The 26,212-nt window shown below is 59.6% G+C and carries 26 protein-coding genes; 6 read left to right on the forward strand and 20 right to left on the reverse strand.

Annotation, left to right across the window (positions count from 1 at the left end; genetic code table 11):
• The first annotated feature begins 79 nt into the window (after positions 1 to 79).
• From CKO36_RS06210 to glmS, 3 genes are all read left to right on the forward strand, one after another.
• Positions 80 to 466 (forward strand): DUF5615 family PIN-like protein, encoded by a 387-nt coding sequence (locus CKO36_RS06210; protein ID WP_207161396.1) that lies wholly within the window; start codon positions 80 to 82, stop codon positions 464 to 466.
• 258 nt (positions 467 to 724) lie between these two features.
• Positions 725 to 1,288: a hypothetical protein gene (locus CKO36_RS06215; RefSeq protein ID WP_200282026.1), complete on the forward strand. Its 564-nt coding sequence runs from the start codon at positions 725 to 727 to the stop codon at positions 1,286 to 1,288.
• Between the two features lie 3 nt (positions 1,289 to 1,291).
• A complete protein-coding gene (gene glmS / locus CKO36_RS06220) occupies positions 1,292 to 3,154 on the forward strand; it encodes a glutamine--fructose-6-phosphate transaminase (isomerizing) (RefSeq protein WP_200282029.1) in 1,863 nt (620 codons plus the stop codon).
• 106 nt (positions 3,155 to 3,260) lie between these two features.
• On the opposite strand, the gene CKO36_RS06225 is transcribed toward glmS, so the two are convergent.
• Both CKO36_RS06225 and CKO36_RS06230 read right to left on the reverse strand, forming a co-directional pair.
• The gene (locus CKO36_RS06225) at positions 3,261 to 3,596 is read right to left on the reverse strand and encodes a type II toxin-antitoxin system RelE family toxin (RefSeq protein WP_200282032.1); all 336 of its coding nucleotides are present in this window, start codon (positions 3,594 to 3,596) and stop codon (positions 3,261 to 3,263) included.
• Entirely contained in the window at positions 3,583 to 3,834 is a 252-nt protein-coding gene (locus CKO36_RS06230) for a type II toxin-antitoxin system prevent-host-death family antitoxin (RefSeq protein WP_200282035.1), read from the reverse strand. Before CKO36_RS06230 ends, CKO36_RS06225 begins: the two co-directional genes overlap by 14 nt.
• 149 nt (positions 3,835 to 3,983) lie before the next feature.
• Here CKO36_RS06230 and CKO36_RS20250 point away from each other — a divergent pair, with 149 nt between their 5' ends.
• Positions 3,984 to 4,652 (forward strand): FHA domain-containing protein, encoded by a 669-nt coding sequence (locus tag CKO36_RS20250; protein ID WP_207161397.1) that lies wholly within the window; start codon positions 3,984 to 3,986, stop codon positions 4,650 to 4,652.
• Positions 4,653 to 4,739: 87 nt separating this feature from the next.
• On the opposite strand, the gene CKO36_RS06240 is transcribed toward CKO36_RS20250, so the two are convergent.
• The 18 genes from CKO36_RS06240 to CKO36_RS06325 form a co-directional block, all read right to left on the reverse strand.
• Positions 4,740 to 4,985: a hypothetical protein gene (locus tag CKO36_RS06240; protein ID WP_200282042.1), complete on the reverse strand. Its 246-nt coding sequence runs from the start codon at positions 4,983 to 4,985 to the stop codon at positions 4,740 to 4,742.
• A gap of 404 nt (positions 4,986 to 5,389) precedes the next feature.
• Complete coding sequence (metA, locus tag CKO36_RS06245; protein ID WP_200282045.1) at positions 5,390 to 6,463, reverse strand: homoserine O-succinyltransferase MetA; 1,074 nt, start codon at positions 6,461 to 6,463, stop codon at positions 5,390 to 5,392.
• 11 nt (positions 6,464 to 6,474) lie between these two features.
• Positions 6,475 to 7,359, reverse strand: coding sequence for an ATPase (locus CKO36_RS06250; protein WP_200282047.1), 885 nt, complete (start codon positions 7,357 to 7,359; stop codon positions 6,475 to 6,477).
• 113 nt (positions 7,360 to 7,472) lie between these two features.
• Entirely contained in the window at positions 7,473 to 8,864 is a 1,392-nt protein-coding gene (locus tag CKO36_RS06255; protein WP_200282049.1) for an RNA-guided endonuclease TnpB family protein, read from the reverse strand.
• A complete protein-coding gene (locus tag CKO36_RS06260) occupies positions 8,861 to 9,475 on the reverse strand; it encodes an IS607 family transposase (protein ID WP_242469424.1) in 615 nt (204 codons plus the stop codon). The genes CKO36_RS06255 and CKO36_RS06260 overlap by 4 nt, the downstream gene beginning before the upstream one ends.
• A 186-nt stretch (positions 9,476 to 9,661) precedes the next feature.
• Positions 9,662 to 11,914 carry a nitric oxide reductase activation protein NorD gene (locus tag CKO36_RS06265; RefSeq protein WP_200282053.1) on the reverse strand — a complete coding sequence of 751 codons (2,253 nt, stop codon included), beginning with the start codon at positions 11,912 to 11,914 and terminating at the stop codon, positions 9,662 to 9,664.
• Between the two features lie 18 nt (positions 11,915 to 11,932).
• Positions 11,933 to 12,742 carry a CbbQ/NirQ/NorQ/GpvN family protein gene (locus CKO36_RS06270; RefSeq protein ID WP_200282055.1) on the reverse strand — a complete coding sequence of 270 codons (810 nt, stop codon included), beginning with the start codon at positions 12,740 to 12,742 and terminating at the stop codon, positions 11,933 to 11,935.
• A gap of 33 nt (positions 12,743 to 12,775) precedes the next feature.
• Entirely contained in the window at positions 12,776 to 13,729 is a 954-nt protein-coding gene (locus CKO36_RS06275) for a BsuBI/PstI family type II restriction endonuclease (RefSeq protein WP_200282056.1), read from the reverse strand.
• Positions 13,726 to 15,210 (reverse strand): Eco57I restriction-modification methylase domain-containing protein, encoded by a 1,485-nt coding sequence (locus tag CKO36_RS06280; protein WP_242469425.1) that lies wholly within the window; start codon positions 15,208 to 15,210, stop codon positions 13,726 to 13,728. The genes CKO36_RS06275 and CKO36_RS06280 overlap by 4 nt, the downstream gene beginning before the upstream one ends.
• A gap of 379 nt (positions 15,211 to 15,589) precedes the next feature.
• Entirely contained in the window at positions 15,590 to 16,981 is a 1,392-nt protein-coding gene (locus tag CKO36_RS06285) for a ribulose-bisphosphate carboxylase (RefSeq protein WP_200282059.1), read from the reverse strand.
• A gap of 217 nt (positions 16,982 to 17,198) precedes the next feature.
• On the reverse strand, positions 17,199 to 17,615 hold the full coding sequence (locus CKO36_RS06290) for a CBS domain-containing protein (RefSeq protein ID WP_200282062.1): 417 nt from the start codon (positions 17,613 to 17,615) through the stop codon (positions 17,199 to 17,201).
• Positions 17,616 to 17,686: 71 nt separating this feature from the next.
• Positions 17,687 to 17,884 (reverse strand): (Na+)-NQR maturation NqrM, encoded by a 198-nt coding sequence (gene nqrM, locus CKO36_RS06295; RefSeq protein ID WP_200282065.1) that lies wholly within the window; start codon positions 17,882 to 17,884, stop codon positions 17,687 to 17,689.
• Between the two features lie 15 nt (positions 17,885 to 17,899).
• Positions 17,900 to 19,120 carry an NADH:ubiquinone reductase (Na(+)-transporting) subunit F gene (gene nqrF / locus CKO36_RS06300; RefSeq protein ID WP_200282068.1) on the reverse strand — a complete coding sequence of 407 codons (1,221 nt, stop codon included), beginning with the start codon at positions 19,118 to 19,120 and terminating at the stop codon, positions 17,900 to 17,902.
• Between the two features lie 4 nt (positions 19,121 to 19,124).
• Complete coding sequence (gene nqrE, locus CKO36_RS06305; RefSeq protein ID WP_207161398.1) at positions 19,125 to 19,736, reverse strand: NADH:ubiquinone reductase (Na(+)-transporting) subunit E; 612 nt, start codon at positions 19,734 to 19,736, stop codon at positions 19,125 to 19,127.
• Between the two features lie 5 nt (positions 19,737 to 19,741).
• Positions 19,742 to 20,404: an NADH:ubiquinone reductase (Na(+)-transporting) subunit D gene (locus tag CKO36_RS06310; protein ID WP_200282071.1), complete on the reverse strand. Its 663-nt coding sequence runs from the start codon at positions 20,402 to 20,404 to the stop codon at positions 19,742 to 19,744.
• A gap of 4 nt (positions 20,405 to 20,408) precedes the next feature.
• The gene (locus tag CKO36_RS06315) at positions 20,409 to 21,260 is read right to left on the reverse strand and encodes a Na(+)-translocating NADH-quinone reductase subunit C (protein ID WP_200282073.1); all 852 of its coding nucleotides are present in this window, start codon (positions 21,258 to 21,260) and stop codon (positions 20,409 to 20,411) included.
• Positions 21,250 to 22,470, reverse strand: coding sequence for an NADH:ubiquinone reductase (Na(+)-transporting) subunit B (locus CKO36_RS06320; RefSeq protein ID WP_200282076.1), 1,221 nt, complete (start codon positions 22,468 to 22,470; stop codon positions 21,250 to 21,252). The genes CKO36_RS06315 and CKO36_RS06320 overlap by 11 nt, the downstream gene beginning before the upstream one ends.
• Positions 22,467 to 23,867 carry a Na(+)-translocating NADH-quinone reductase subunit A gene (locus CKO36_RS06325; protein ID WP_200282079.1) on the reverse strand — a complete coding sequence of 467 codons (1,401 nt, stop codon included), beginning with the start codon at positions 23,865 to 23,867 and terminating at the stop codon, positions 22,467 to 22,469. Before CKO36_RS06325 ends, CKO36_RS06320 begins: the two co-directional genes overlap by 4 nt.
• 189 nt (positions 23,868 to 24,056) lie before the next feature.
• Between CKO36_RS06325 and CKO36_RS06330 the strand changes: the two genes are divergently transcribed.
• Complete coding sequence (locus CKO36_RS06330; RefSeq protein ID WP_200282082.1) at positions 24,057 to 24,779, forward strand: DedA family protein; 723 nt, start codon at positions 24,057 to 24,059, stop codon at positions 24,777 to 24,779.
• 57 nt (positions 24,780 to 24,836) lie between these two features.
• Positions 24,837 to 26,201 carry a DUF3422 family protein gene (locus CKO36_RS06335; RefSeq protein ID WP_200282086.1) on the forward strand — a complete coding sequence of 455 codons (1,365 nt, stop codon included), beginning with the start codon at positions 24,837 to 24,839 and terminating at the stop codon, positions 26,199 to 26,201.
• The last annotated feature ends 11 nt before the right edge of the window (positions 26,202 to 26,212 follow it).

Consider the following 26,212-nt stretch of genomic DNA (forward strand, 5'->3'; position numbering starts at 1 on the left):
CTGCAAGCTCAAGCCCTTCTGAAATTGGATCGGGTTTTGTGCCATCAGCGCTTCTCCAGAAACTTGCGATGGCCTCAGTATGCGCCGTCTCAGCACTCGCAGGCTGAGATTCGTAAATAATCAGGTGATCTTTTGGATCGACGCGCAATTGCCACCAGGGCTGGCACCCTGGCTGACTGAGCGCTTTGGCGTTGAGGCGAAGTCGTTGCGTTTCCTTGGCTTGCAGGATGCCGAGGATTTAGAGATTTTCAATATTGCCCGCGCTGACGGCGATGTGGTGCTGATCAGCAAAGACAGCGACTTCGTCGACCTCGTGTCGCAACAAGGTCCGCCGCCGCGATTGCTCTGGGTGACCTGTGGCAACCTGACGAATCGGCGCCTTCGCGAGGTTCTGTTGCGCGTCTTCGAGGATGCACAGGCAGCGCTTGAAGTCGGTGAAGTGATCATCGAACTCGGCGATGCATGATTATCCACTACCGCGTTAAGCTCCAGGGAATCAAAGAGGGAATCAAAGGTGCCTGGCTCGCGCGGATCTTGTACCCTGCGGGTTGAGTCCACCGGGGCGGTGCATCACTGGTGGAGCTTTTCGTTGGCTGACCAACCGCCAGTGTTCGAGCCTCGCGGTACACAAGCGACACTCGTGGATTGCACTTTGACGCTTCAGGAGGTACTGCCGGCGTCTGCGTCGCTGGCTGTGCGGGTTCAGCCCGAGCGACTGGACCTGTTGATCCAAACCGGCGAGGAGCCGCTGGGCGATGGCCGTTGCCTGAGCTGGACCGCTGTGCTCGCGGTCAATGGTCAACGCCTCGCACAGACATCCAGCCCGGGGAGACGCCTGTTTCTGCCGATCCCAGCGATCAGGCAGGGAGATGAGGTATTGCTCTCGGCTTCGCGGGGCGCTGATGATGAGACGGCCAACCACGAGTGGCTGGAACACCGCCTCACCGAGGCGGAACTGCGCCAGATTCTGGCCGTGCCGCTGCGTGTCTATGCCGAAGCAGAACTGGATCAGACCAACGCGCATTGCGATCTGTTGCCCAGCGTGCTGGACGGTGAGCTTGAATGGGCGTTCTACCTCTTGGTGGAGGGCAAGAAAACCCAGATGCGCTGGTATGAGCCTTCGCCTGCGCACCGCTTTACCCTGCCGCCAGAGCAGGCCGGAAAGGCGGCGCAGGTGCGCGGCTTCGTGCGCGCGGTCGCGGCACCTGACCACAAACTTTCCGCGCTCAGCGCCCAATGCCGCGTGACGGACGCGGGATCGGTGACGGGTTCTCAAAAGAGGGATTGAAGTATGTGCGGCATCGTTGGTTACATTGGCAATCAACCTGCGGTCGTGCGGCTGTTCAACGGCCTGCGCGAGCTGGAATATCGCGGCTACGACTCCGCCGGCCTCGCCGTGCTGCAACCCGACGGGCTGCGCTGCTTCAAGACCGTCGGCAAGCTCGACAATCTCGCCACCAAGCTCGGCGACTATGAATCGAGCGGCCCGGTCACTGCCATCGGCCACACTCGTTGGGCCACCCACGGCAAGCCCACCGAGGCCAATGCCCATCCCCACGGGCTCACCCACAGCCAGGTGGTGCACAACGGCATCATCGAAAACTACGTCGCGCTGCGTGAAGCGGTCGAGACGCCGTTCCTAAGCCAGACCGATAGCGAGGTGATTGTTCATCTGTTCGAGCGTCACCTCGCCGCGCAGGCCGAGTCCACCCCGAATCAGCGTGTCGAGTCCTCGTCGGCCACGGATGATCCGGCCATTGATCCCGCACTGGCCGCCTTCCGCGCCACGCTCGACACGCTGCACGGCGCCTATGCCATTCTGCTGATCAGCGAGACCGCGCCAGGCCGGATCTTCTTCGCCCGCAAGGGCTCCCCGCTGCAGCTGGGCTTCGCCGAGGATGGCTGTCACTTCGCCTCCTCCGATGCGCCCTTGGTCGGCGTCTGCAGCCAGACGCTGTATCTGGAAGACGGCCACTGGGGCGTGGCGACGCCTGAGGGCTTGACCCTGTTCGGCGCCGACGGCTCGCCCGCAGTGCTCGCGCCCAAGCCGCTGCCGGCCAGCAGCCTGGCGGCGCGCAAGGAAGGCTATCGCTACTTCATGGAGAAGGAGATCTACGAGCAGCCGCGGGTGCTGGCGGACATCCTCACCGGACGCCTGAGCAAGCAGGCGGTGCTGCTTGATGAGCTGGACGCCGACTGGCTGCGGCCCATCGCATCGGTCACCCTCTGCGCCTGTGGCACCAGCTACCATGCCGCGCTCACCGGCAGCTACCTGCTCGAGCGCCTGGCGCGAGTGCCAGCGCGGGTGGAGATTGCCAGCGAGTTCCGCTATCGCGAGCCGGTGTTGGACCCGAACGGTCTATTCGTGGTGATTTCCCAGTCCGGCGAGACCGCCGACACCCTGGAAGCGATCAAGCTGGCCAAGGCGCAGGGGCTCTCGACGCTGGCGCTGTGCAATGTGGACAACAGCTCCATCGTGCGCGAGGCCGAGCGCACCCTGCTGCTGCGCGCCGGCATCGAGAAGGGCGTGGCCTCCACCAAGGCCTTCTCCGCGCAGGTGCTCACCCTCTGGCTGCTGGCCCTGTACTGGGGGCAAGAGCGCGCGGTGCTCAGCGGCGAACGCCACGCCCGCGAGCTGAGCGCCCTGCGCGCGGTCTTGAACGTGATGCAGGTGCAACCCCGGGTGCATGAGCGTCTGCACCGGCTCTCCAAGCGCTATCTGCACGGCCACGGCTTCTTCTTCATCGGCCGCGATCTCTTCTACCCCCTGGCCCTGGAAGGCGCCCTCAAGCTGAAGGAGATCAGCTACTTGCACGCCGAAGGCTACCCCGCCGGCGAGATGAAGCACGGCCCCATCGCCCTAGCCGACGCCGAGCTGTTCACCATCGCCCTGATGGCCCGCAGCACCCTCTACGAGAAGGTCAAGAGCAACGTCGAAGAACTCTCCGCGCGCGATGCCACGATCATCGCCATCACCACCGAATACTTCGAACTCGCCGACGACATCATCCAGATTCGCTCCTACGGTCACCCTATGCTCGAGTTCTTCGAGATGCTGGTGGTGGTGCAACTGCTGGCGATGGAAATCGCCATCCGGCTGGGCAACGACGTCGACATGCCCCGCAACCTTGCCAAGAGCGTGACGGTGGAGTGAGCGGTCGCTCATCCTAGCCCCTCTCCCCTCGCAAGAGAGGGGTTGGGGAGAGGGGCCGCGTAGACGTCCAATCTGGCCGGTTACTCGTCCAGCCTGACTTAACCCATCAGTGCTGATCCGAAGCCAAGCGTTCGACGGCAAGCCGATAAGCGATGCTATCTTCGCGCTTGGCCACCGCCATCACCATGACGATCAGTACATCGTCCTTCACGCGATAGACGAGACGCCAGCCGAGTTTTCGCAGCTTGATTTTGTAGCAGCCCTGCAAGCTGCCATGTAACTCTGAACCGGGTACGTGCGGCTGCTCCAGACGTTTCTTGAGCGCCTTACGAAGCGGTTCCTTGATGCTACCATCCAGCGCCTCCCATTCGGCCAGTGCCGGCGGCACAAATTTGAGCCGGTACCGGGTGGAGGTGTCCTGATCAATGTCAGATTTTGTCAATATCGACCTCAATGGCCTCGTCTTCGTAAGCCAGACGGTTACGTACCACCTCTACCAGATCGTGGTCGACCAGATCTTCTACCATAGCCGCGAAAAGCTTTGGCGTGATTATGTAAAAGGCCGGGCGGTTGTGACTAAGCACCGCCACTGGCTTCTCGCCGGCAGTACATAGAACCTGCGCCGGGTTGCGTTTGAATTCGGACATGCTAATGGAGTAATCGGCGTAGATCGTGTCCATAGTCGCTCCTAGATAGTGTCGGCTACAAATATAGCGCCAAAGCGGGCGCTTTTTCAATCAAGCCGGTTATGCGTCCCGCCTTAAAAACGTACGTCCTTGAGGCGAGTTCAGCGCGCAGACCGGGTGTATGGGAGAGTCGCCAGATCGCCGTGCTCATCCCGCGCCCGCTCTGGTTCATCAGAAGACCAGCCTGCCGGCCTTCAAACTATGCTATCCTCCAAAGCCTGCGCTCTTTTGTTGGCACTTTGTATGAGGTCGAGCCCATGCCCGGCATGCCTACAGTTCAAAGTCACCTCACGACTTCGGGGCGAGTGGCTTTAAAGATATTAAAGAAAGTTAAGTTAATGGGTAGCGCAGCTCGCTTTTCGGAATTTTTGTGTCAACGCCCGGTACTGGTCGGTGCTGCTATTAAAGGGATTAATTTGGAAGAGCGCGTGGATGAAGAAGAGGCCAACGAAACCTTCATGCTGATCCAGGAAAATGCTGAAGCGGATGATGAAACACCTGGTCTGCATAATGCCATCTATCCTCTGGTGAAAGATAGCAATGCATCCAAGGCGAATGTATTCACCATTGGCCGTGGGTACGATAATGATTTGGTGATGGTGGATTTTGCCGTTTCCAAGCGGCATGCCATTATTGAAATCAAGCCTGAGGGGTATTTGCTGCGCGATCATCGATCTACCAATGGTACTATGGTAAATCACACAAAAGTGACTGATGAGCCTCAGCTCTTGCGCGACAAGGATGTCATTACTTTTGCACGTTATGAATTTATTATCCTGACTCCGAAATCACTCTATTCAAGGCTCGCATGACCGGCATGATCGACTCGTGACGTGACACACAAAAAAGGCCGCGCAAATGCGCGGCCTTTTTTGGTTTCGTGCGACTGCCGTTTGCTTTTAGTTCAGCAGTCTGGCTGATACCCGATGGCGCTCTTCGGTGATATTGATGTCGAAATGCTGATTGAGTACGCTAAGTGCTTCATCGAGATCGGCGCAGCCCCAATCGTCCATCACGATATGGTTGTCGCATTCCTCGACGTGGTAACTGTGCTCGGGGTCGATGGCGTCGTAGCGCAGCCGAAAACCGGAACCGGCCGGTTGATTCCATTTGTAGCGGACGACCTGTTGCTGCTCGTTGTACATAAAATTTGATCCTGGATAGTTTTCAGCAAAGTGTGTCGATTAAAACGGCCTCTTCATCCGTCGTCGTATCGTTTCCTTCAGCATCAGCGCGCGAGCTGGCACATCTGGGGAAAACCCGATCCGGACAAACCCTAGGTGCGAAAACTGACGATGTTTTATCGAGGCAACAGTTTTGTCTCTTGGCCCTAAGTTTAGTCTGGATCTGTGCGCTTGACAACCGGAGAAAACCGCAAACTGCTACAGGAATCACAGTCTCCGTCTGGCCTGCGGTCCAAGATGCTGAAAAACCGTGTTTTGTTGTGGAAAAGAGACAGCTTTTTGCGAAAAACAACAATCGCGCACCTCGCGGAACAAAAACGGGTAATGTGCCTCACGCGCGGTGCAAACAGCTTGATGACCGATGATCAGCTGCTGCGGTAGCGCAGCGGATCGTTTGGATCTACATCGTCCATAAAGGGGATGCGCCGATCGCTGTGCGTGGTGTGATAGATAAGCCCCATCCAGTTGCCCATGACACCTTCAGCACTGTCATGCCAGGTATTATCCAGTCCGGCAGCAATACGTGCTTCGGGAAACTCTGGTGCCGGACGCCCACGATCCAGGTGGCGATCCACAAGATTGCGATGCTCTTCCAAAATGGCCTTCGCCTTTGGGTTGAAGAAATTCTCCGGAAACGGCGGGTAGTCCTTGCGCGCACCACTGATATAGCGCCCCACTTCACGCTTGTATTCCTTGAGCAGGGAAATGAGGTCGTACTCCGGGTGCCCCTGGAACATTACCAGCCGGAAGCCGTCATCGCTGACGGCCAGATGCACCCCGGCCGCGTGGCTCTCAACCAGCACATGGCAACCAGCGGCCTGAAACTGCTGGCTTGTGACTTCATTGAAGCGCGAATGTGGCACATCAAAGAGCGTGTTCACGCTGCTGACCAGCGGATGCTGCCGTTCGACGACGCGATGCGCGTAAACGCCCCAGCGCTTGTCCGGCAAGCGCTGGCGACGCTGTCCGTAACGGAACTGCATCACCGCATGGGTCGCCAAACAGGAACAGAGCGTTGAAGTGACCCGTTCGCTGGCCCAATCCATCACTTCGATCAGCGGCTCCCAAAAGGGTTCATCGGCCAGATTGGGTTCGGTTACATTAGCGCCGGTCACGATCAGCGCATCGAGTCCTTCGTTACGAATCTGCTCAAAGGGCTCGTAGTAGCGCTCGATATAGGCACGCGCCTGATCCGAGCGCTTGAGTCCGTCGAGTGAGAACGGGTGGACGTAGAACTGCGCGATCTGATTGCTCTGGCCGATCAGGCGCAGAAACTGCCGCTCGGTCGCACGCAGGGCGGCGTCTGGCATCATGTTCAGCAGTCCGATGTGCAGCTCGCGAATATCCTGCTGCACGGCCCGGTCACCGGGCACAATGTTCTGTCCCTCAGCGCGCAGGCGTTCGTAGGCCGGTAAATCGTTTTGGGCAACAAGCGGCATGGGCAGCGTCCTCAAGTCGGCTGGGTTGCATCAGGCTCGGTGTTGGGCTGGGTCTCTTTGCGGGCAATGGCCGTGGCCAGCAGTTCGATAAAGTCCTGCTCGTCGCGCACCTGGGCTACCTCCTTGGAGGTTACGGTATAGCCATGCGGGCGGGCGATGGCTTCGTAGCGTGGCACTCGGGAATGGAACAGGCGCGGAAACACCCAACGAGTGAAATCGTTGGGATCAATATCCGCTACATAGTCCAGTTGGTGCTCAGCCCGATAGTCCTTGACCGCCGAGAGCAGAAAATCCGGGCGCAGATACAGCGGCTTGGGATCGGCTTGGGCGCGCTGAATGAGCTTGATCTCGTCCTCTTCCGGCACCTGGATGTAGAGAATCAGGGTGTGGCGTGCCAAGCGCTCGATAATGTCCGGCTCATCAAGTTCGCACAGACTGCCGCCCACATCGTTGACGAAGTGCTGATAGCCATAGATTTCCTGCGCCTTGTCGATGAAGCTTGGCACATCGCGCATCGCCTGAATCTCAGCCTCGCGGTACAACGCCTGGCGGCGGGTGAACTCCTTCAGACCCATGCCGCCCTTGTCCGGATCGCCCAGTTGCCCGACAAAGCTCAACACCGGCCCCAGATCCGAGACCTTGATATTGTTTTTGATCGCAATCCAGTCGCGGCGCAGCAGATCACGCAAAAAGGGCACCTGCATGGCCTGGCTTTTGATCAAATCCAGAATCGGCTCATCAAGATAGCGGGTGCCAATGCGATAGTCACCCGAGTAGTGAAACCAGTCGTGCCGGCGCAGCAGGCCTGAGAGATAAGTCTTGCCAACGCCGGACATCCCCAGCAGGGTAACCCGCCGGTTCGGCCATTGGCGGAAGGATTCCAGGGTAAATTTCACGTCAATACGCTCCTGCTGCAATGAATCGGATGTTCATGAGTTGGCTTCAGGCTTCAGGCCTCAGACTTAAGACTTCAGCTCGCGACATAGGCGGCCTGTTTCTGCTCCGAATTTCATACTCGAAAGTGCTCATTCGGTAATTCGCTCTCCGTTGATAGCACCCGATTTTGTCCGGGCGAGCAACTGGAGTCCTGGTTGAGCAGTCCCAACCGCAGGCGCTCAGTCCGTGCTTGCAAGATCGCTTTCACGGCTCGATACGGCGTGAACCGCTCGATGTCCGGGTCGGACAACCGTGCCAGCACGTTTTGCGCAGCGTTCTGATCCGCCTGCAACACAACCCCGTCGAAACAGTGAAACCGATCCCCTTGGCGGCGGCCCAGCAGGCCTCCGTTGCGGGAATCCATTTGCGATGTGTAGGCCGGATTGACCAGAACGACCGTCGAACCTCGACGGCTTGAAACACTGTCAAGTGCTTCGGCAATGACGCCTTTCGTCCAGCTTGCCAGCCGACGATTGACGTGCTTGCCGAAGGACTTGCCCGCCATCGGGGCGGTGAGATCTTCCGCCGCGATCACAGCGGCTTTGTCGACGACCTTGTGAACCGACTGGAACACCAGGTCGCGAATGCGCGCATGGGTTTTGTCTATCTGCCGATTCAGCGTCTTGCGCCCGAGGTTGAAGCGGCGAATGTGCTCGCGCTTGCGTGGGTTACGGGTGTTATTGGCGAGCGCGCGCAGTTTGGATCGGCGCTGATACTTGGCTTTGAGCGTGTCGGATTGCTTGGTCAGCACCGCGCCCAGCTCGGGGCCGTGGTGGTCGCCATCGGAATCGACCAGCACCTCGGAGTAGCCTTTGTCGATGCCCAGGGTGCGCGTGCCGCAATCCTGGGTGATCTCGACCTCAATGGTGGTATGGATTTCGATGCGATCATCGTTTTTGATGATAATCCGCAGGGTGCCGGTCGGCTCGGCGGTGGTGTTGAGCGGGATGGCGATGCGAGTGCCTTTGATGAGGCCGGGAATCTTGATCCAGGCGCGTCCGCCGCACTGGAAGGTGGTGTAGTTGTCTGAGCGGACGATGATCTGGTTGTGGGTGTGATTGTGCCCGCGCGCCCAGTCCCGACGCATGATCCGGCACAGGTAGGGATCGCTTGTCCATTCGTTGCGCTTGAGCGCGGTGAACAGGCGTTTTTGCTCAGCCTGATCCTGGGTGTGACGCCAGATGCAGCGGCGCGCCTTGACCTTGGCCGACTCCATGTTGGCGGTGATGTCGCCCTTGGCATCGCGCAAGGTTTCCTTCCAAGCATTGGCCGAGACCGGGAAGCGGCGGCCTTCCTTCAGCCAGCGATCGCGAATCTGGCGATCCGAAACGCCCACACCACCAACAGACCCAAATCGCTGCCACACCTCGGTGCGCACCGACCCAAGCCGTCGCGCTTGCTCGCGCAACGCGGCGACCTTGCCCTTGTTCGGGCGCTTGGCGCGCAAAATCCGCGTGACTTTCATTCGACGTTGTCCTGATGTTTTCCAAGTGCCTCGTTGAGCGTTTTGCGAACGTTTCGCAATCCATACAACCGCGACGAAAAACCATCCACGATGGTCATCAAGTCCTGCACCAGCTCCTGTTCGGGCGAAAGCCTTTCTTGATTCAGTACCAGGATTTCGCAGCCGTGTGTCTTGGCGTAATGCTCGAACCACTCGAACCCAAAGCGCGTCAGCCGGTCTTTGTGGGCGAGGATCAGGGTGTTGATGCTCCGCTGCCCGATCTCATCCATCAGTGCCAAAAAACGCTGGCGCTTGAAGTTCAAGCCGCTTCCCACGTCTTCGACGAATTCGACGTTCGCTAAACCTCTCGCCACAACAAACGCTTCCAGCACCCGGTGCTGGTTAGCCAGGTCTGGCTTCTGTGCGGCCGATGAGACTCGGCAATAGGCCACTATTCGCGCTGGACACTCGGGCGTCTGTCGCCATCCGATGAACGCTCGCCACTGGGCCTCGGTGTAAAGACGACGATTGCTGTCGGTGCGCGCCACGGGAATGAGACGCCCCTCGCGCTCCCAGCGCTGCAATGTCTTGACCGAAACACCCAGCCGCTTCGCCGCCTTGCCTGTACTCATGGTGCTTTCCATGAGATAATAATACACTATCGCGCATTTTTTATAAGACTAGAGTCTAGCTCCAACTCCAAACCGCGTCCAGCGCGAGACGCAGACCCCATCGGCCGAGGCGATCAAGCAGAACACCAAAGATCTGCTCGCCGTACGGGGTACTACCCACGATTTTATCTCGATGTTACGAACACCCTACCGCGTCAAAGCCACAAACAACTGCGTCAAGCGCTCCGGCAGACGTTCCACACGATCAATGACGCTGTAATGCTGCCCAAAGATGGTGCCGACATAGTCATCAGCATGGGGATCGAGATTGATGCAATAGCTGTAGATGCCCGCCCCACTCAATTCCTGCACCGCCTTGCGCGCATCTTCGATCAACCGCTGCGGATCGGTCTCGTCAATATCCGCCGGCTCGCCATCGCTGAGGATCAACAGCAGTTTCTTATCCGCCGCGCGCCGTGACAGACTGTGCCCGGCATGGCGCAGGGCGGCGCCCATGCGGGTGGACCAGCCGGCCTGCATCGCTGCCAAGCGCGCCTTGACCGGCACGCCCCAGGGTTCGCTGAAGCCTTTGATGTGCAGATAGCGCACTTCGTGGCGGGTGTTGGAGGAGAAGCCACCGATGGCGAATTCATCGCCCAGGGCTTCAATGGCCCAGCCGAGCAGGGCGACGGCCGCCTGACTCAACTCAAGGATGCTTTGGGAACAGCCTGCGGGGGTTTGCTTGATGGATTCCGACAGATCCAGCAGCAGGGTGACGGCGATGTCGCGCCCGTCGGTGCGGTGGCTCATGTTGATGCGCGGGTCGGGGGTGTAACCGGAGCGCAGGTCGGTCAGGGCGCGGATGGCGATGTCGAGATCCAGCTCACTGCCGTCTTCCTGGTAGCGTTGACGCACCGCGAGCTGGGGTTTGAGTCGTTCCAGCAGTTGGTGCAGGCGCTTGGCCAGGCCGGCATGGTGGGCGAGCAGTTGGTCGATCTGGGCGGCCTCACCGGCGGGATGCAGGCTCTCATACAGGCTCACCCAGTCGGGGCGGTAGTGGCGGCCCTGATAATCCCATTCCGGGTAGTGGCGCGGGGGCAGCCGATCCGGTTCTTCGACGCTGCGGCGCGGGGGTTCGTCAAAAGATTCTTCCTCGTCGCCGCTTTCGATGTAACGCCACAGGTGGCGATTGTCGTCGCGGTAATCGACTTCGGTGTCGGTGAAAAATACCTGGGGTGAGAGATCGGACTGACGCCGGGTGCGGGCGATGAAGGCGATGGCCAGCGCGGCGGCGTCTTCGCTGCTGTGACTGGGCTGGGCCAGCATGGCGTGGAAGCGTTCGAGGAACTCCAGCAGATCCGGGTTGCGGTAGCCGTGCGCGGGATCGAGCACCGCGCGTGAGAACAGCGCCAAGCGATGGCGAATGCACGCCTGTTGCTCGGGATCGCAGGCGTCCTCAGCGGGCTGAGGATGCAAGGCCTGCCACAGCGGGCGCAGGCCAGGATACTCCTGGATGGCCAAGTGCTCGACGCGGCAGTCCTCGAACACATCAATCGCCAGGCGCTGAAAGGGGCTGTAGTTGTCGGCGATGATGGAGCCACTCCAGCGCCGGTGGGCAGCGATGTGCGCCAGCACAGCGCGATAGCGGTCGAGACCGCTGATGCCGGCGCGTGCGTCGTAGGCATCGGGCAGGCGGATGCCGAGGGCGTCGTAATAGGGGGTTGGCTTACGGAGTTGATCGAAGGCGGTGGAGTAAGGAATCAGCAGGTCGGCGTCCCGCCACAGGGCGCGCAGGTAGAGTTCCAGCGGGCGTTCGTGATCGACCAGCAGGGTGCCGTGGCGCTCGCGCTGGAGGACGGCGCGGCTGTCGGGCGTTTGCAGGCTAAAGTAGTCCTTTTGGCGCTCGGGGTGGGTGAGAAAGTGCTTCAGTCCGTAGTCGATCCAGTGGCGCAGGCCGCTCAATGACAGCACGCCAAGCAGTTGCGGCAGGCGCTCGAGCAGCAGGGGCAGGCTGGGACTGGGCAGGGTGGCGGATTGGTTGTTGTGGATCGAGGCGCTGGTGCGGCGGGCAAAGTCCATCAGCAGGTCGATGGTTTGCTCGAACAGCTCATAGCTGCCCAGGCGCGCGGTCACCCCGGTGATGCTCTGCATGAACACCGGAATGGCGGCACCATTAGGGGTGCGCGACAGGCGCCAGACGCTGCGCGCGACCAGTTCCAGGCTGTCTTCGCCCAGGCGCTCGGCGATGCGCGGTAGTTCCTGGAGATAAACCAGCACCGGCTCAACGCCACGTCCGATCATGCACACCATGGCGGCGCCGTCGAGATAGTCGGCCAGGCCTTGTTCGGACAGCCGCGCTTCGGCATCGCGCAGACAGTCGGCGAAGATGGGTTCGATCTGGGGGAAGTTGCACGCCAGCCGCTGGCGATAGGCGGGCAGGCGCGCGTCGAGGTCGCTCATCGCGGCTCCGGCTCAGGCTCAGTCGGTGCCAAAGACGGCGTCGATGGCGTGGTAAAGGGTGGCGCGGATCTCGGCATCGTCGGTGATGGGATCGACCAAGGCCATGCGGCCAGCCAGGCGCGGGGGGATGGCGCGCTTGATCAGGCGCGCGGCATAGACCAGCAGCCGGGTGGAGATGCCTTCATCAAGACCGTGACCTTTGAGGTTGCGCGCGGTGGCGGCGATCTTGACCAGGGACAGGGCTTGTTCCTGGGCCAGACCGGTCTCGCGGGCGATGATGCCCGCTTCGGTGTCGGGGTCGGCATAATCGAAGTGCAGCGCGGCAAAGCGTTGCTTGGTCGATTGTTTGAGATCCTTCATCAGCGACTGATAGCCGGGGTTGTAGGAGATCACCAGCTGAAAGTCGGCGTGGGCGCGCACCAGTTCGCCTTTCTTATCCAGCGGCAGGGTGCGGCGATGATCGGTGAGGGGATGGATCACCACGGTGGTATCCTGACGCGCTTCGACGATTTCATCCAGATAGCAGATGGCGCCGATACGCGCGGCGGTGGTCAGGGGGCCGTCGAGCCAGCGGGTGCCGTTGGCGTCGAGTAGGTAGCGCCCGACCAGGTCGGAGGCGGTCATGTCCTCGTTGCAGGCGACGGTGATCAGCGGGCGCCCGAGCGTCCAGGCCATGTATTCGACAAAGCGCGATTTGCCGCACCCAGTCGGCCCCTTGATCATCACCGGCAGGCGCTCGTCCCAGGCGGCCTGGTAGAGTTGCACTTCCTGGTGCAGGGGTTGGTAGAAGGGTTCTTGCTGGATCAGGTATTGGGCGTGGTCGGTCATGTTCTGTGTTTCTGTTGCAATTAAGGTTGCCAATTAGGCGTCATGGTATGGCCCAAGAAAACGCTCGCCGTCGAAATGAATCAAGTGCGACGGCGCATCAGCGACCCAAACTTCAGTTTCCCAGGCGATTTCACCAAGGTAGCGGCCCATGATTACTCGGTCCGGAAAGGCTGTAACATAGACCAGTCCGGCAGTCGCCCCGGAAAATAGCGTGGCAAGCTCGGCGTGCCGCTTGCCATCGACCGGTCCGTGGCTGGTGACGGACTCCACCAAGAGCAGCCAGTTTTTTGTCCTGTCGTGCAACACCACATCGGGCATCTTGCCGTGTGACTCCACATCGACACCCAGCTCGGTCAGCAGAGCAGAGTCGAAGTAACCCCACTTGTCGCCGGTGTCACCGACATAGACCAGCAGACTGCCCTGCGCAAAGCGCGGAGCGAAGTCCTCAATAATCGCACGGATTAGCTCGCTATGCTGGCCAGGACTGAGGGTGATCGTCTTCCCCAGAGCAACCTCAACCGGAACGCGGTTCTGCTCGCGCGCCTTGGCGTAGCGGTCTATCAGCGTCTCACGCTCAGCCAGATAGGCTGCTAGCATACCATGCCATGTGGGCGCCCCGAAGGTGCGCATCAGAGCCAGTGCAGCGGGTTCTATCTGATAGACAGCCTTGGGGCTGTTCACCGGACGGTCAGGTTTGTCAGGGTTATACAAGGCAATACCCGCGTCGCAGAACTGATGCATGGTCTGACGGCGGAACGTCTCGCGGGTGTTTGGCGCGTATTCTTTGTCATAGTGCTGCCGTGACCAGTCCATGATGGGCGTGATGCCCACAAGCGGGCTTTCCGCATCAGCCCATGCCTGTTCAGGCGTGAGATTCAACAGGGCTAGCAGGCACAGGGCGGAACGCTCATTTTGTTGCGCCCTTGGCAGGCCCAACGACATGATGATTTGATGTGCGGCCTTGATGTGGTCGTTCTTGCCCTTCATTCGACTAAAGCCGCAAGTTTTGCATCAATCTCCGTCTGCGTGAGTTCTCCTTGCTGCATAACCCAGTCGCCAAGCTCAATCAGTATTTCACGATTCGGGTATTTCATCCGCTTAAGGTCGGTTGCATTGACCTGCGTATGCCCATTGTAGCGCCGGAAACTGTCATCAACGGCACTCGTGTTCAGGAACACGGATAGCCCACGAGCCAGCCGCTCGGGCAAGCCGTGTTTGTTCTCATGGAACAGATTGAGGTGGTTTTCGAAACCCAGCATGGGCGCATCACCAAATGCCACAGGTTCAACGACGCTTGCGACAATCCGGTGCCTTTCTTCCTTGGATGAGAAGCGCCGCACCACACAGTAGAATCCGCTCGGGTAAAGCCACTTTTCCGTGTCAGCGTCGCGTACAATCGCGTTAGGTTTCTTCTTGCTATCAATGGGCCATGTCGTGCCGCTGCTGCTGAAATGAACCGGGTAAAGCAAGGGCACGGTACCCGGTTCCGGCATGCCCCGCAGGTACGGTTTTAGTCGGAAATCCACCACGGGTCCAGTCGATACCTTTAGCCCTAAGTCACCCAAGGTGTAGCGGATTGCCGGAGATTGCTCAAGGGCATTTTTCTCCGGAGAGCTGGGGACGTGAATAAATCGCTCAGGATCATCCGGGAAAACGATCCGCTCATACGGGTGTTCATGGGTCACAAGATCGGAGAAGGTATCATTGGATGAAGTCGAAACGGTCACGAGACCCTGCTGCCCGCAACGCTCTAAACCAATGATGATGTTCTCCTGCAGAACCGCGTCGTCCTTGAACGCCTGACAGCGGGACTCGAACAGATGCATATGCCGAATGGCAGCACGGTCAAGGATAAACTTGCGGAACGGTCGATAATACGGTCCGTTGCAGAAGCTGCGCGGGATGATAGCCACGATCTGCCCAGCTGGGACGGTCATAGCCACGGCTAAGGCAACAAAGGCGGAATACAGATTGACCGTCTCAATACCGACACGCCGCAGAGCCAACCGATGCGCCGAACGGCTGCTCATTTTCTTGTAAGGAGGGTTGAGAATTGCGTGCGTATAGCACTCGAGTGGTTGAGAGAAAAGATCACCCGAAAGTGCCTCAGTCGCGGCATGGATGAAGTCATCATCTCTGATATTAGCGATGAAATCACCGTGATCACGGTACTTAACAAAGGTTTGAGCTAAATGAGGATGTAAGGTGCGATCAATTTCGAAAGCATCCAGCTCAACACCTCGGAAATGAAACCCACCATTTCTCCACTTTTCCAGGAAAGCAGCAGATAAAGAACCAATTCCAGCTCCAGCGTCCAGCAATCGACAGAATCCGCCGGAGTCAGGAAAAAGCCCAGCCATGAAGGTCGCAGTTCTTTCTGGCGTAAGAAATTGACCAAGCAGCGACTTCTTTTTCGCCTCGGTGTTTCTTGAAATATCGAGCCTTATTTGTTCAACCGCTGCTAGCAAGGATGCATCTCGGTGAAATCAATACCCATCCCGGTATCAATCAAGATGTTCGTATCGACGATGACTAGTGAGGACAATGCTCAGCCCCACTCGCGTTAACACACTTTCCTGCCCTAGGCTGAGCTGTCCATTAAATCGATGCGCTGCTCCCACATGCCGGCAAAAGGTTCTTCCTCAATGGGCGGCGACTCGGTTTTGAATACTGGCGCTTGCGTATAATTTTGTTTTAAAAAACAATAAAATCAGCAACTTCCTGTTATGCAATCGGAGGCAAAGACGAAAGCTCCTGTAATAGCTGTTGTTGATTCATACCATTAGATAGAGAACCACAGTGATCGCCCCCGTCAATACGGGGGCGTCAATCGTGTTGGGGCGTCGCTTACTTATGCGCCGCCGCACCCAGCTTGTCGCGCCAGCCGGGATAGAGCGCATCGGCATCGTGCGGGAAGGACTCGAAGGCGCGGGCGAATTCCTGGTGCTCCTTGGCCCACTCGATGGGATCGGCGCCGGCTTTCCAGCATTCGTAGGCCTGGCGCAGCGACAGAGCGCCAGCGGCCGGGCTGTCGATGTGACCATAGGCGCCGCCGCCGGCGGTATTGATCACGTTGCCGTGGCCGAGGTTCTCAAAGAAGCCGGGCAGGCGCAAGGCGTTCATGCCACCAGAGATGATCGGGGTGGTAGGCTTCATGCCGTACCATTCCTGATGGTAAGCCGGGCCGGTGTAGCTATCACGCTCGATTATGTAGGCGATGTTACGGTCATCCTTGCTACCTTCCATCTTGCCGTAGCCCATGGTGCCGACATGGATGCCCGAGGCGCCCTGCAGACGCGACATCTTGGCCAGCACGTAGGCGGTGTAGCCGCGCTTGGAGTTCGGCGAGGTCACGGCGCCGTGACCGGCACGGTGATAGTGCAGATATTGGCCGGGATATTGGCGACGGGCGGTAGTGACCATGCCGGGGCCGCCGACATAGCCATCGACCAGGAAGGCCACCTTGTCGGCATCTGGACCGAAGGCTTCGAGGATGAAATCGGCTCGCGCGCACATCTCGAAGTGATCGTCGGCGGTGATGTTGGCCGAAAACAGCTTGGCCTGACCGGTTTCGTCCATCGCCCGTTTCATGGAATCATAAACCAGCGGATAGACCTTCTTGGCCGGACAGAACACCTGGTTGCCCTGGGGCTCGTCGTTTTTGATGAAATCGCCGCCGAGCCAGAACTGATAGGCTGCCGCCGCGAAGGGTTCCGGGCGCAGACCGAGCTTGGGCTTGATGATGGTGCCGGCAATGTAGCCGCCATCGACCACCGGGCGACCGAGCATGCGCCACATGTCGGAGATGTCCTTGGCGGGACCATCGAACAACTGGATGGCGCGCGGCGGCATGAAGAAATCATACATCTGGGCGTGTTCAATGTCGCCCATGCCCTGGTTGTTGCCGATGGTCAGGGTGAGGAAGGACACCAGCATCATGCGGCCATCGATCACGTTACGATCGAACAGATCGATCGGATAGGCGATGCGCATTTCCTCGTTCGCCTCATCAATGTGATAGACGATGGCGTCGAAGTTCTTGGTGTAATCGTCGGTGGTGGAGACTTCCACATTGGTGCCGGTCGAGGACTCAGCGGCGAAGTGCGCAGCCGACTCCAGATAACCGTGGCCAGGCTGCGGCTTCATTTTATACGCACACAGAATATGCTTGCCAGCGGCAATCAGCTCGTCTTCTTTCAGGCTGAGATCGGCGTAACGGGAGGATTGGTCTAATGCCATCGGGATGTTTCCTCAGTACTGTTTTGGTGTTAGGTACGGCCGCGAGCCGCAGTGCAAGAGAGTATTATTATATACTGAAATAATTTATTGTTTGGTTCTGAGCTAGAACCAGCTGCGATCCTACGTTTCGCGACCGCCTAGAATACCACACTAATCAGGCGGTTAATTGGGCACTTTCAGGTTGTGGACCGCTGAATTTCAGTTCGCACCCGATGTCTCAGGCACGGTTGGCATCCGGCTGCCAGCTGGCCTCAAGCTGCCGCAGCACATCGCGACGGCTGATAATGCCGATCAGGCGCCCGCCCTCCGTCACCGGCAGGCGGCGCAAATGGCTGTTGGCAAAGCGTTGCGCGATTTCAACCGCCGGGGTTTCAGCGTTCACAGCAATCACATCGGTGGTCATGAAACTTTCCACCTTGCCGCCACTCTCGCGATAGTAGCTGGCATCCAGCGCCACCTTCAGGCAGTCGCGCTCGGTGAGCATGCCAACCAGGTTGCCGAGTTGATCGAGCACCGGAGCGCCGGAAATGCGCTTGTCGATCAGGGTGCGCACGGCTTCAAGCACATCCATGTCGGCGCGGAAGGTCACCAGCCGCTGCGACATAATTTGTTTCGCGGTCCGAGTCTCAAGCATGGCGTTATCCTCTTATCAGCGGTGGCCCCAGCGGGCTGGGTAAGGTTCTTGTTATCCTTTGGGTGTTATTCTCAGGAATCGGTGCTGGAGCGACGCTGGCAGGGCGTACCCGAGGCACGACAGGCGCCGCCGCAATCGGAGTGAATGCCGGGCAAATGGGCCAGGCCACCGCAGCTGCCAGTGATTCCCCGGGTGCCGCGCAGCACGCCGACAGCCATGCCCAGGAAGGCAAGCAGGAAGATTAAGACGGCGGCAAAAAACTCGATCATGAACGGATCCCGGGGTTAGCCGCCAAAGTTATCCAGCAGGATGTTGTCATCCTCGACGCCCAAATGCTTGAGCATGCCAATCACAGCAGCCGTCATCATCGGTGGGCCACACATGTAATATTCGCAATCTTCCGGTGCCGGATGCTGGCTCAGGTAGTGATCAAAGAGCACCTGATGAATAAAGCCAGTAGGCCCTTCCCAGTTGTCTTCGGGCTGCGGGTCTGAAAGCGCAATATTCCAGTTGAAGTTAGGGTGCTCGGCGGCCAGCTGATCAAAGTCCTCCTGATAGAAGATTTCGCGCTTGCTGCGCGCGCCATACCAGAAGCTGATATTACGCTTGGAATCCAGCCGCTTGAGCTGATCGAAAATATGGCTGCGCATCGGCGCCATACCCGCCCCGCCGCCGACAAAAATCATCTCGGCGTCGGTTTCCTTGGCGAAGAACTCGCCAAAGGGACCGGACACCATCACTCGGTCACCGGCTTTCAGGCTGAAAATGTAGCTCGACATAATACCCGGCGGCACATTCGCCTTGTTTGGCGGCGGCGTGGCGATGCGCACATTGAGCATCACAATGCCCTGTTCGCCGGGATAATTGGCCATGGAGTAGGCGCGCATGGCGGGCTCTTTACTCTCCGCTGCATAGCGCCACAGGTCGAAGCGATCCCAGTCGGCGCGATAAGCGTCCGGGATATCAAAGTCGCGGAAGGGCGTGCGGTAGGGCGGACATTCGATCTGAATATAACCACCGGCGCGAAAGTCCATTTGCTCGCCAGCCGGCAGTTCCAGCACCAGCTCTTTGATGAAGGTCGAAACGCTTCGGTTGGAACGCACCCGGCAGTCCCACTTTTTGACCCCAAAGACCTCGCGCGGCAGCTCAATGCGTAGATCCTGCTTGATGCCCAGTTGGCAGGCCAGACGATAGCCTTCGGCCGCTTCGCGCTTGCTGATCAGGCTCGATTCGGTCGGCAGCAGTTCACCACCGCCTTCGAGCACCCGCACCCGGCACTGGCCACAGGTGCCACCGCCGCCGCAGGCTGAGGAGACGAAAAGTCCCACATCGGCCAGGGCACCGAGCAACTTGTTGCCGGGCCGCGCGCTGATCGCGCGCTCTTCGTTAATGTCAATGGTCACCGAGCCGCTGGGAACCAAGCGACTGCGAGCACCAAGAATAACCGCGACCAGCAGCAGGACAACGGCGGTGAAAACGAGAATTCCGAGGGTGACATCCAACATGAGGCTAGAGCTGAATACCCGAGAAGGACATAAAGGCCATGGCCATGAGTCCGGTGGTGATAAAAGTAATGCCAAGCCCTTGCAGACCGGCTGGCACATCGCTGTATTTGAGTTTTTCGCGGATGCCGGCCAGCAGCACAATGGCCAGCGCCCAGCCCAGTCCGCTGCCAAACCCGTACACCAGGCTTTCGCCCAGATCATAGCCACGCTCAACCATAAAGAGCGAGCCACCGAGAATGGCGCAGTTGACGGTGATCAGCGGCAGGAAAATGCCAAGGGTCGCATGCAGAGCGGGGAAGTAGCGATCCAGAATCATCTCCAGAATCTGCACCATAGCCGCGATCACACCAATATAGGTGATGAGCCCCAGAAAGCTCAGATCGACGCTGCCCAGCCCAGCCCAGGCCAGTGCCCCGTCGCGCAGCAGATACTCATTGATCAAATAATTGGCCGGCACCGTGATGGTCTGCACGAACACCACGGCAATACCCAGCCCAAGCGCGGTGGAGATGCGCTTGGACACCGCCAGAAAGGTGCACATGCCAAGGAAAAACGACAGGGCCAGATTCTCAACGAAGACGGCCTTAAACAGCAGGGATAGATAGTGCTCGATCATATCGGCTAGAGCACCTCGGTGCGATGGACGATGTGAATGCGGTAGTCAGGCTTCTCCAACTGCTCGGGTTTCCAGGTGCGCAGCCCCCAGATCATCAAACCGATAATGAAGAAAGCACCAGGAGCCAGCAGCATCAGACCATTGGCTTCGTACCAACCGCCAGCGCTGGTGAGCGGCATGATCTGCACGCCCAGCAGACTGCCGGAGCCGAACAGCTCGCGAATGGCACCGACTGAAATCAGAATGACGCTGTAGCCAACGCTGTGCCCGAGGGCATCCAGCACGCTGGGCCAGGGTGGATTCTTGGAGGCAAAGGCCTCGGCTCGTCCAAGCACGATACAGTTGGTAATAATGAGTCCAACAAACACCGAGAGCTGCTTGGAGAGTTCATAAGCAAAGGCCTTGAGCACCTGATCAACCAGAATGACCAGTGAGGCGATGATGGTCATCTGAATGATGATGCGAATGCTCGACGGCATGTGCTGGCGGATCAAACTGACAATCAGGTTGGAGCCGACCAGCACAAAGGTCAGCGCCAGGCTCATGGTAATAGCCGGCGCCACCTTGGTGGTCACCGCCAGCGCTGAGCAAATACCCAGAATTTGCAGCGTAATGGGGTTGTTATCGACGATGGGCGCAATCAGCAGTTTGCGTTGGCTGGCATCCATTGACTTAACCCTCCGCCTGGTGGTTGGCGTCGGCCAGGGTACAGGCGCGCAGGTGTTCGAGATAGGGGCCGAACCCCTGGGAGCCGAGCCAGAACTGCATCAGATGCGTGACGCCGTTCGTGGTCAGGGTGGCGCCCGAGAGGCCATCGACACGCTGATCGGCATTGGCGGCACTGGGATCGACGCTGCCCTTGACGACGCGAATCACGGGTGTGCCGTCCGGGCTGATCAGCGTCTTGTCCTGCCACTTAGCCTGCCATTGCGGGTTGGCCACTTCGCCGCCAAGCCCGGCCGTTTCACGCTGTTCATAGAAGGTGAGCGCCTTGGCCCGGCGCCCATCTGGATAAAGCGCCACCAGCCCGTACATAGTGGACCACAGCCCATAGCCATACACCGGTAAAATCACGGTTTCGATGGCCTCCTGGCTGCGCACCAAATACACCGGCATCTGCTGCGGCCGCCGCCGGATACCGGCGATATCCTGCTCGCCCAGTGCGATGCTGGCGCTGGGATCATTGGCCGCGTCGCGGTAGGAATAACTCATGGGATCGGGAGCATCCACATAGTCACCGGAGTCCAGATCCACCAAGCGCACTTCAATGGCCTTAAAGGCGCGCTCGACATCCTGACCGGGCTTATCCAGGCCGGCGACACGCAGAATCTCGCGCTTGAGCGCCAGGCTGGCATTGCGCTCTTGCAGCGGCCTCAGCCCCACGGCGGCGGCCGAAACCACCACCGAGCAGGCCAGGCACAGGATCAGCGCAACAGCGACGGTTTTGAGCGGATCCTCATTGGGACGCGCAAACAGCCGGGTCAGCCAGTCGCGCACAGCGGCGTTCCAAGTATCAGCCGACATGGCGCTTAGCCCTCCTGCGCACATTGGCCTGCACCACAAACCAGTCGATTAGTGGCGCGAATAAATTACCGAACAGAATCGCCAGCATAATGCCCTCCGGATAGGCGGGATTCAGTACCCGGATCATGGCCGTCATCAACCCGATCAGCGCCCCATAGAGCCATTTGCCAGTATCAGTCATGGAGGCGGACACCGGATCGGTGGCCATATAAACCAGTCCAAAGGCATAGCCGCCTAACACCAGATGCCAGTACCAGGGCACGGCCATGGCGGGATTGCTGTCACTCGGGAGCAGGTTAAACACCAGGGTGGACACCACCATCCCCAGCAGCACCCCAGCCATGATGCGCCAAGAGGCGACCCGGGTGAACAGCAGGAAGGCGGCGCCGATCAGGATCATCAGGGTGGAGGTGCTGCCGACCGCACCCTGGATGGTGCCGAAGAAGGCATCCCACCAGCTGATGCCAGCGGCAGTGATGGCATCTACGCCACCGCTGGCGGCGAGCGTCAGGGGCGTGGCACCGCTGAAGCCATCGACTGCCGTCCAAACCGCGTCGCCGGAAATCTGCGCCGGATAGGCAAAGAACAAAAAGGCACGCCCGACCAAAGCCGGATTAAGGAAGTTTTTGCCGGTACCGCCAAACACTTCCTTGCCAATCACAATGCCGAAGGAGATGCCCAACGCCACCTGCCACAGCGGAATGGTGGGCGGCAGGGTAAGCGCAAACAGAATGGAGCTGACAAAAAAGCCCTCGTTCACCTCATGATTGCGCACCATGGCAAACAGCACTTCCCAAAAGCCACCCGCAGCCATAGTGACGGCATAGATGGGCAGGAAGTAGGCGAATCCGTGCCAGAAATTGTCCCAGACACTGTGAGGATCGCAGCCGCCGGCACCAAGCCAACCGATTAGCACGCCGCGCCAGCCCTCAACCTCGGTGAGGCCCATGGTGGCCATAGCGCTGTTGGCCTGCAAGCCGACGTTGTACATGCCAAAGAGCGCACAGGGCAGCACCGCCAGCCAGACGAAAATCATCACCCGTTTGAGGTCAATGGCATCGCGCACATGCGGCGCGTGCGCGGTGACCGTTGAGGGGGTGAACAAGAAGGTGTCCACCATCTCAAACAGGGCGCCGAATTTCTCGAAGCGCCCGCCGCGCAGAAAATGCCGCTCATGGCGGTCGAGGAAACGTCGCAAAGCTTTGCTCATTGCAGCTCCCGCCAGATCGTGTTGAGGTTGCGGCGCAGCATGGGGCCGAAATCGTGTTTGCCAACATCGACATAGCTGCACAGCGCCAGGTCTTCTTCGTCCAGCTCCAGAGCGCCGAGGGTTTGTGCCGTCTCGACATCATCGACCACCAACGCCCGCAACAGCAGGGTCGGCAGGATGTCGAGCGGCATGACGCGCTCATAGGTGCCAATGGGCACCAAGGCGCGCGGACTGCCGTTCAGGTTGGTGTTAAGTGCGAAATCAGCCTTCTCGCGCAGTGCGCCGAGATAGACATTCTGCGCCGAGAACTTGTTGGCACCCGGGACCAGCCAGCCGAGCCATTCGCGTTCCCGGTACTCGGACAGCACGGTGACCTGGTTGTGGAAGCGCCCGAGGAAGGCGCTGTGCCCGACCGCCGGGCGTCCGTCCAGCGCTGAGCCGGCGATAACGCGCGCTTCGCGTTCGCTGTTCAGGGCTCCGGTCACCAGTTCATTGGTACTGGCGCCAAAGCGCGTGCGGATCACGCGCGGGCGTGCCACCATGGGGCCAGCCAAGCTGATGACCCGCTCGGGATGAATTACGCCGGTCTTAAACAAGCGACCAATAGCGATGCAATCCTGATAGCCGATGTGCCAGACGCGCCGCTCCAAGCTAGCCGGATGCAGAAAATGAATATGGGTGCCCACCAGTCCGGCGGGATGGGGACCGGCAAACTCCACCTGCCGCACGCGCGGCTCGGGTGGTAACTTGAACGTCTGATCGGGAGCGGTACAAAGATACACCGGCCCCTGGGTCAGCTTGGAGAGCACCAGCACGCCATCGGCGAAATCCTCGGCAGCCTCATGGATGAAGAGCGCCGGATCGGGGGCCAGCGGGCGGGTATCCATCGCGGTGATGAAGAGCGCGGCCGGGTGGCTGTCTGGTGCCGGCACCCGACTGAAAGGCCGGGTGCGCAGGGACAACCAGGCGCCGGAGACGAGCAGGTTCTCGCGCACCTGATTGGCATTCAGGACCGCCAGCTCTTCGCGCGAGTAGCGATTGAAAGTCACAGCGTCTTCAACGTCATCCGGCGACTGCGCATCCAGGCGAATCACCACAGATTCGAGCAGGCGGCGCGGGCCACGATGCACCGCTTCGACCACGCCGGCACCGGGCGAGGTGCACAGCACATCGGGATAGGCCTTGCCACGCGACAGCGGCTGGCCGAGCTTGACGCGGTCGCCGGGTTGCACCAGCACTTCCGGCATGCGGCGCGGACGCAGCACATCGTAGCCACTGATCGCAACGCGGGTGACCGCAGGTGCGGGCTCGATTGCGCGGCTTTGATCGGCGGCACCGGTGATTGGCAGTGACAGACCGCGTTTGATGCGTATCTGCTGGGCCAGGCGGCTTGGCATGGACAGAGTTACTCCTGGTTGATCGATGTGGGGTTGATCGAAATGCGGGGCTGATCAAGTGCGGGTAGTATTGCGGAAATCAGGCCCCGGGAGCAAATGTGCTCTTAAAAATCCAACTATTTGTGTATAAAAGGTTATCACATGATGCTCACCCAACCCATACTGAACATAAATTCGCACGTGCCCCGGATGGCGCGCTTGCTGGTATTGTCACTGCTGCTTCTGCTGCCGGTGCTGGCTGGCGCCACCGACAGCGAAGCACATCCGTCCTGGGTACATCATGCCAGCACCGATGTGGGCAAAAAGCTGGCAGCGGCGGTGCATGATGTCAGCCCGCTGGTGGATCGCTATGGGTATGCGGCTGCCTTTGTCGCCATGCTGGTGGAAGGCTTTGGCTTGCCGGCGCCGGGACAAACCCTGATGATGGCCTCGGCGCTCGAAGCCGCTGAAGGACGGCTGAACATCTATTTGGTGCTCGGTTGCGCGACCCTGGCCGCCGTGCTGGGCAATACCCTGGGCTATGTGATCGGGCGTTTTGGTGGCACCGCGCTCTTGCGCCGGCTGCCGGTGAATGCCGCGCATGAGGCCAGCATTGCCCGACTGTTCGAGCGCTATGGTGGCAGCCTGATTTTGTTCGCGCGCTTTTTTGACGGGCTGCGTCAGTTAAACGGTCTGGTCGCAGGTGCGCTGCAAATGCGCCTGGCGGTGTTTATGGCCTTTAATGTCGCCGGTGCCCTCTGTTACGTCAGCGTCTGGGGCTTTGGCATCTTTTACCTGCGCGAGCATTTGCCGCAGATCTACCAGATCACGCATCAGATCAACCCCTGGGTGGCCGGTTTCGCGGTGGTAGCGGTCATCCTGATGCTGATCTATCTGTTTTGGGGGCGCTTCAACGGTTACAGGCGCCAGTGATTCACGCGATAATGGTTTCGCGCCAACCGCATCCATCCTCTAACCCAGAGTCCTTGCATGTCTGCCCCGTTTCGTGATCACCCTCTGCGCCACGCCCTGACCGAAGAGCTGCACGCGCGTACCTTCGAGCCGCTGCGCGCCCCGGCACGGGTCGCGCACCTCGCCTCCCTGTGCGGAGAGCGCGGCAGCGGACGCAACGAGGCCCATCTTAAGCGACTGCTGGAGCATTTCGGCGCGCCGGTGCCAGAGCAATTCGGACAATATCACTATGCCAAGCTTGGAGTGCTGCATCTGCGCTGGGAGCGGCACACGGAGTTTGTCAGCTACAGCTTTGCCAGTGAGGAGGATGTCAGCGACCCCTTTGCGCGCAGTCCGCTCGATGATCTGCCCGCCGACTGGTTGCATGAAATGCCCGGTGAGGTCATCAGCTCGGTGGTACTGGCGCTGGAAGCGCGCGATGCTCCGCAACGCGATACCCATGCCCTGATGGCTCTGTTCAGCGGCAATCCGGTCGTTGGTTCCCGCGTAGTAGGCGGTGTCGGCCTAGCCTATTCGGATATGCGCATCCACGACGATGGCCACAGCTATATCCTGCTGCGGGACATCAGTTTGTCCGATGCTCAGGCCGGGCGTCTGGTCAAGCGGGTGCTGGAGATCAACGCCTATCGCACCATGGCGCTGCTCGGCTTGCCGCTGGCGCGCCGCGCCAACACCCTGTTAAGCGATGCCGACCAGCGCCTGACCAAGGTTGCCAAGGCCATTGCCCGCTCGAGTTCGCTTCGGGATGGTGCCGATGGTTCCAATGGTGCCGCTGCGGAGGACGCGAATCTGCCCGATGAGCGCACCCTGCTGGCCGAGCTGACGGCGCTGGCAACCGAAATCGAGTCGGTCGCCGCACAGACCTCCTATCGTTTCGAGGCCTCCGGTGCCTATTACCGCATCGTCGAGCAGCGCTTGGCACAAATGCGTCAGCAGCGGATTGAAGGCTTGCAGACCTTCACCGAGTTTCTGGAGGCACGTCTGGCGCCGGCCATTGCCACCTGCGTCTCCACCGGTGAGCGCCAGCAGCGCCTGGCCGAGCGGGCCGGGCGGCTGATTGCACTGCTCCGGGCGCGGGTCGAGCTGAGCCTGCAAGAGCAAAATCGCAGCTTGCTGCATTCGATGGACAAGCGCGCACACTTGCAGCTGCGGTTACAGGAAACCGTTGAGGGGTTGTCGGTGATTGCCATCAGTTACTATGGCGCGGGGCTGCTGGGCTATGTGCTCAAAGGGCTGTCAACCGCCGGCTATCCAATTAACCCCACGCTGGGACTGGCGCTGGCGGTCCCGGTCATTGCCGGATTCACCTGGTTTGCGCTGCACCACACCAAGCGTCATCTGCGCCGCGAGACCAAACCATCTGCCGCCGACCGGCATGACTGACAAACCGGATT

The sequence above is a fragment of the Rhabdochromatium marinum genome (assembly GCF_016583795.1).
In the GTDB taxonomy this organism is placed as follows: Bacteria; Pseudomonadota; Gammaproteobacteria; order Chromatiales; family Chromatiaceae; genus Rhabdochromatium; species Rhabdochromatium marinum.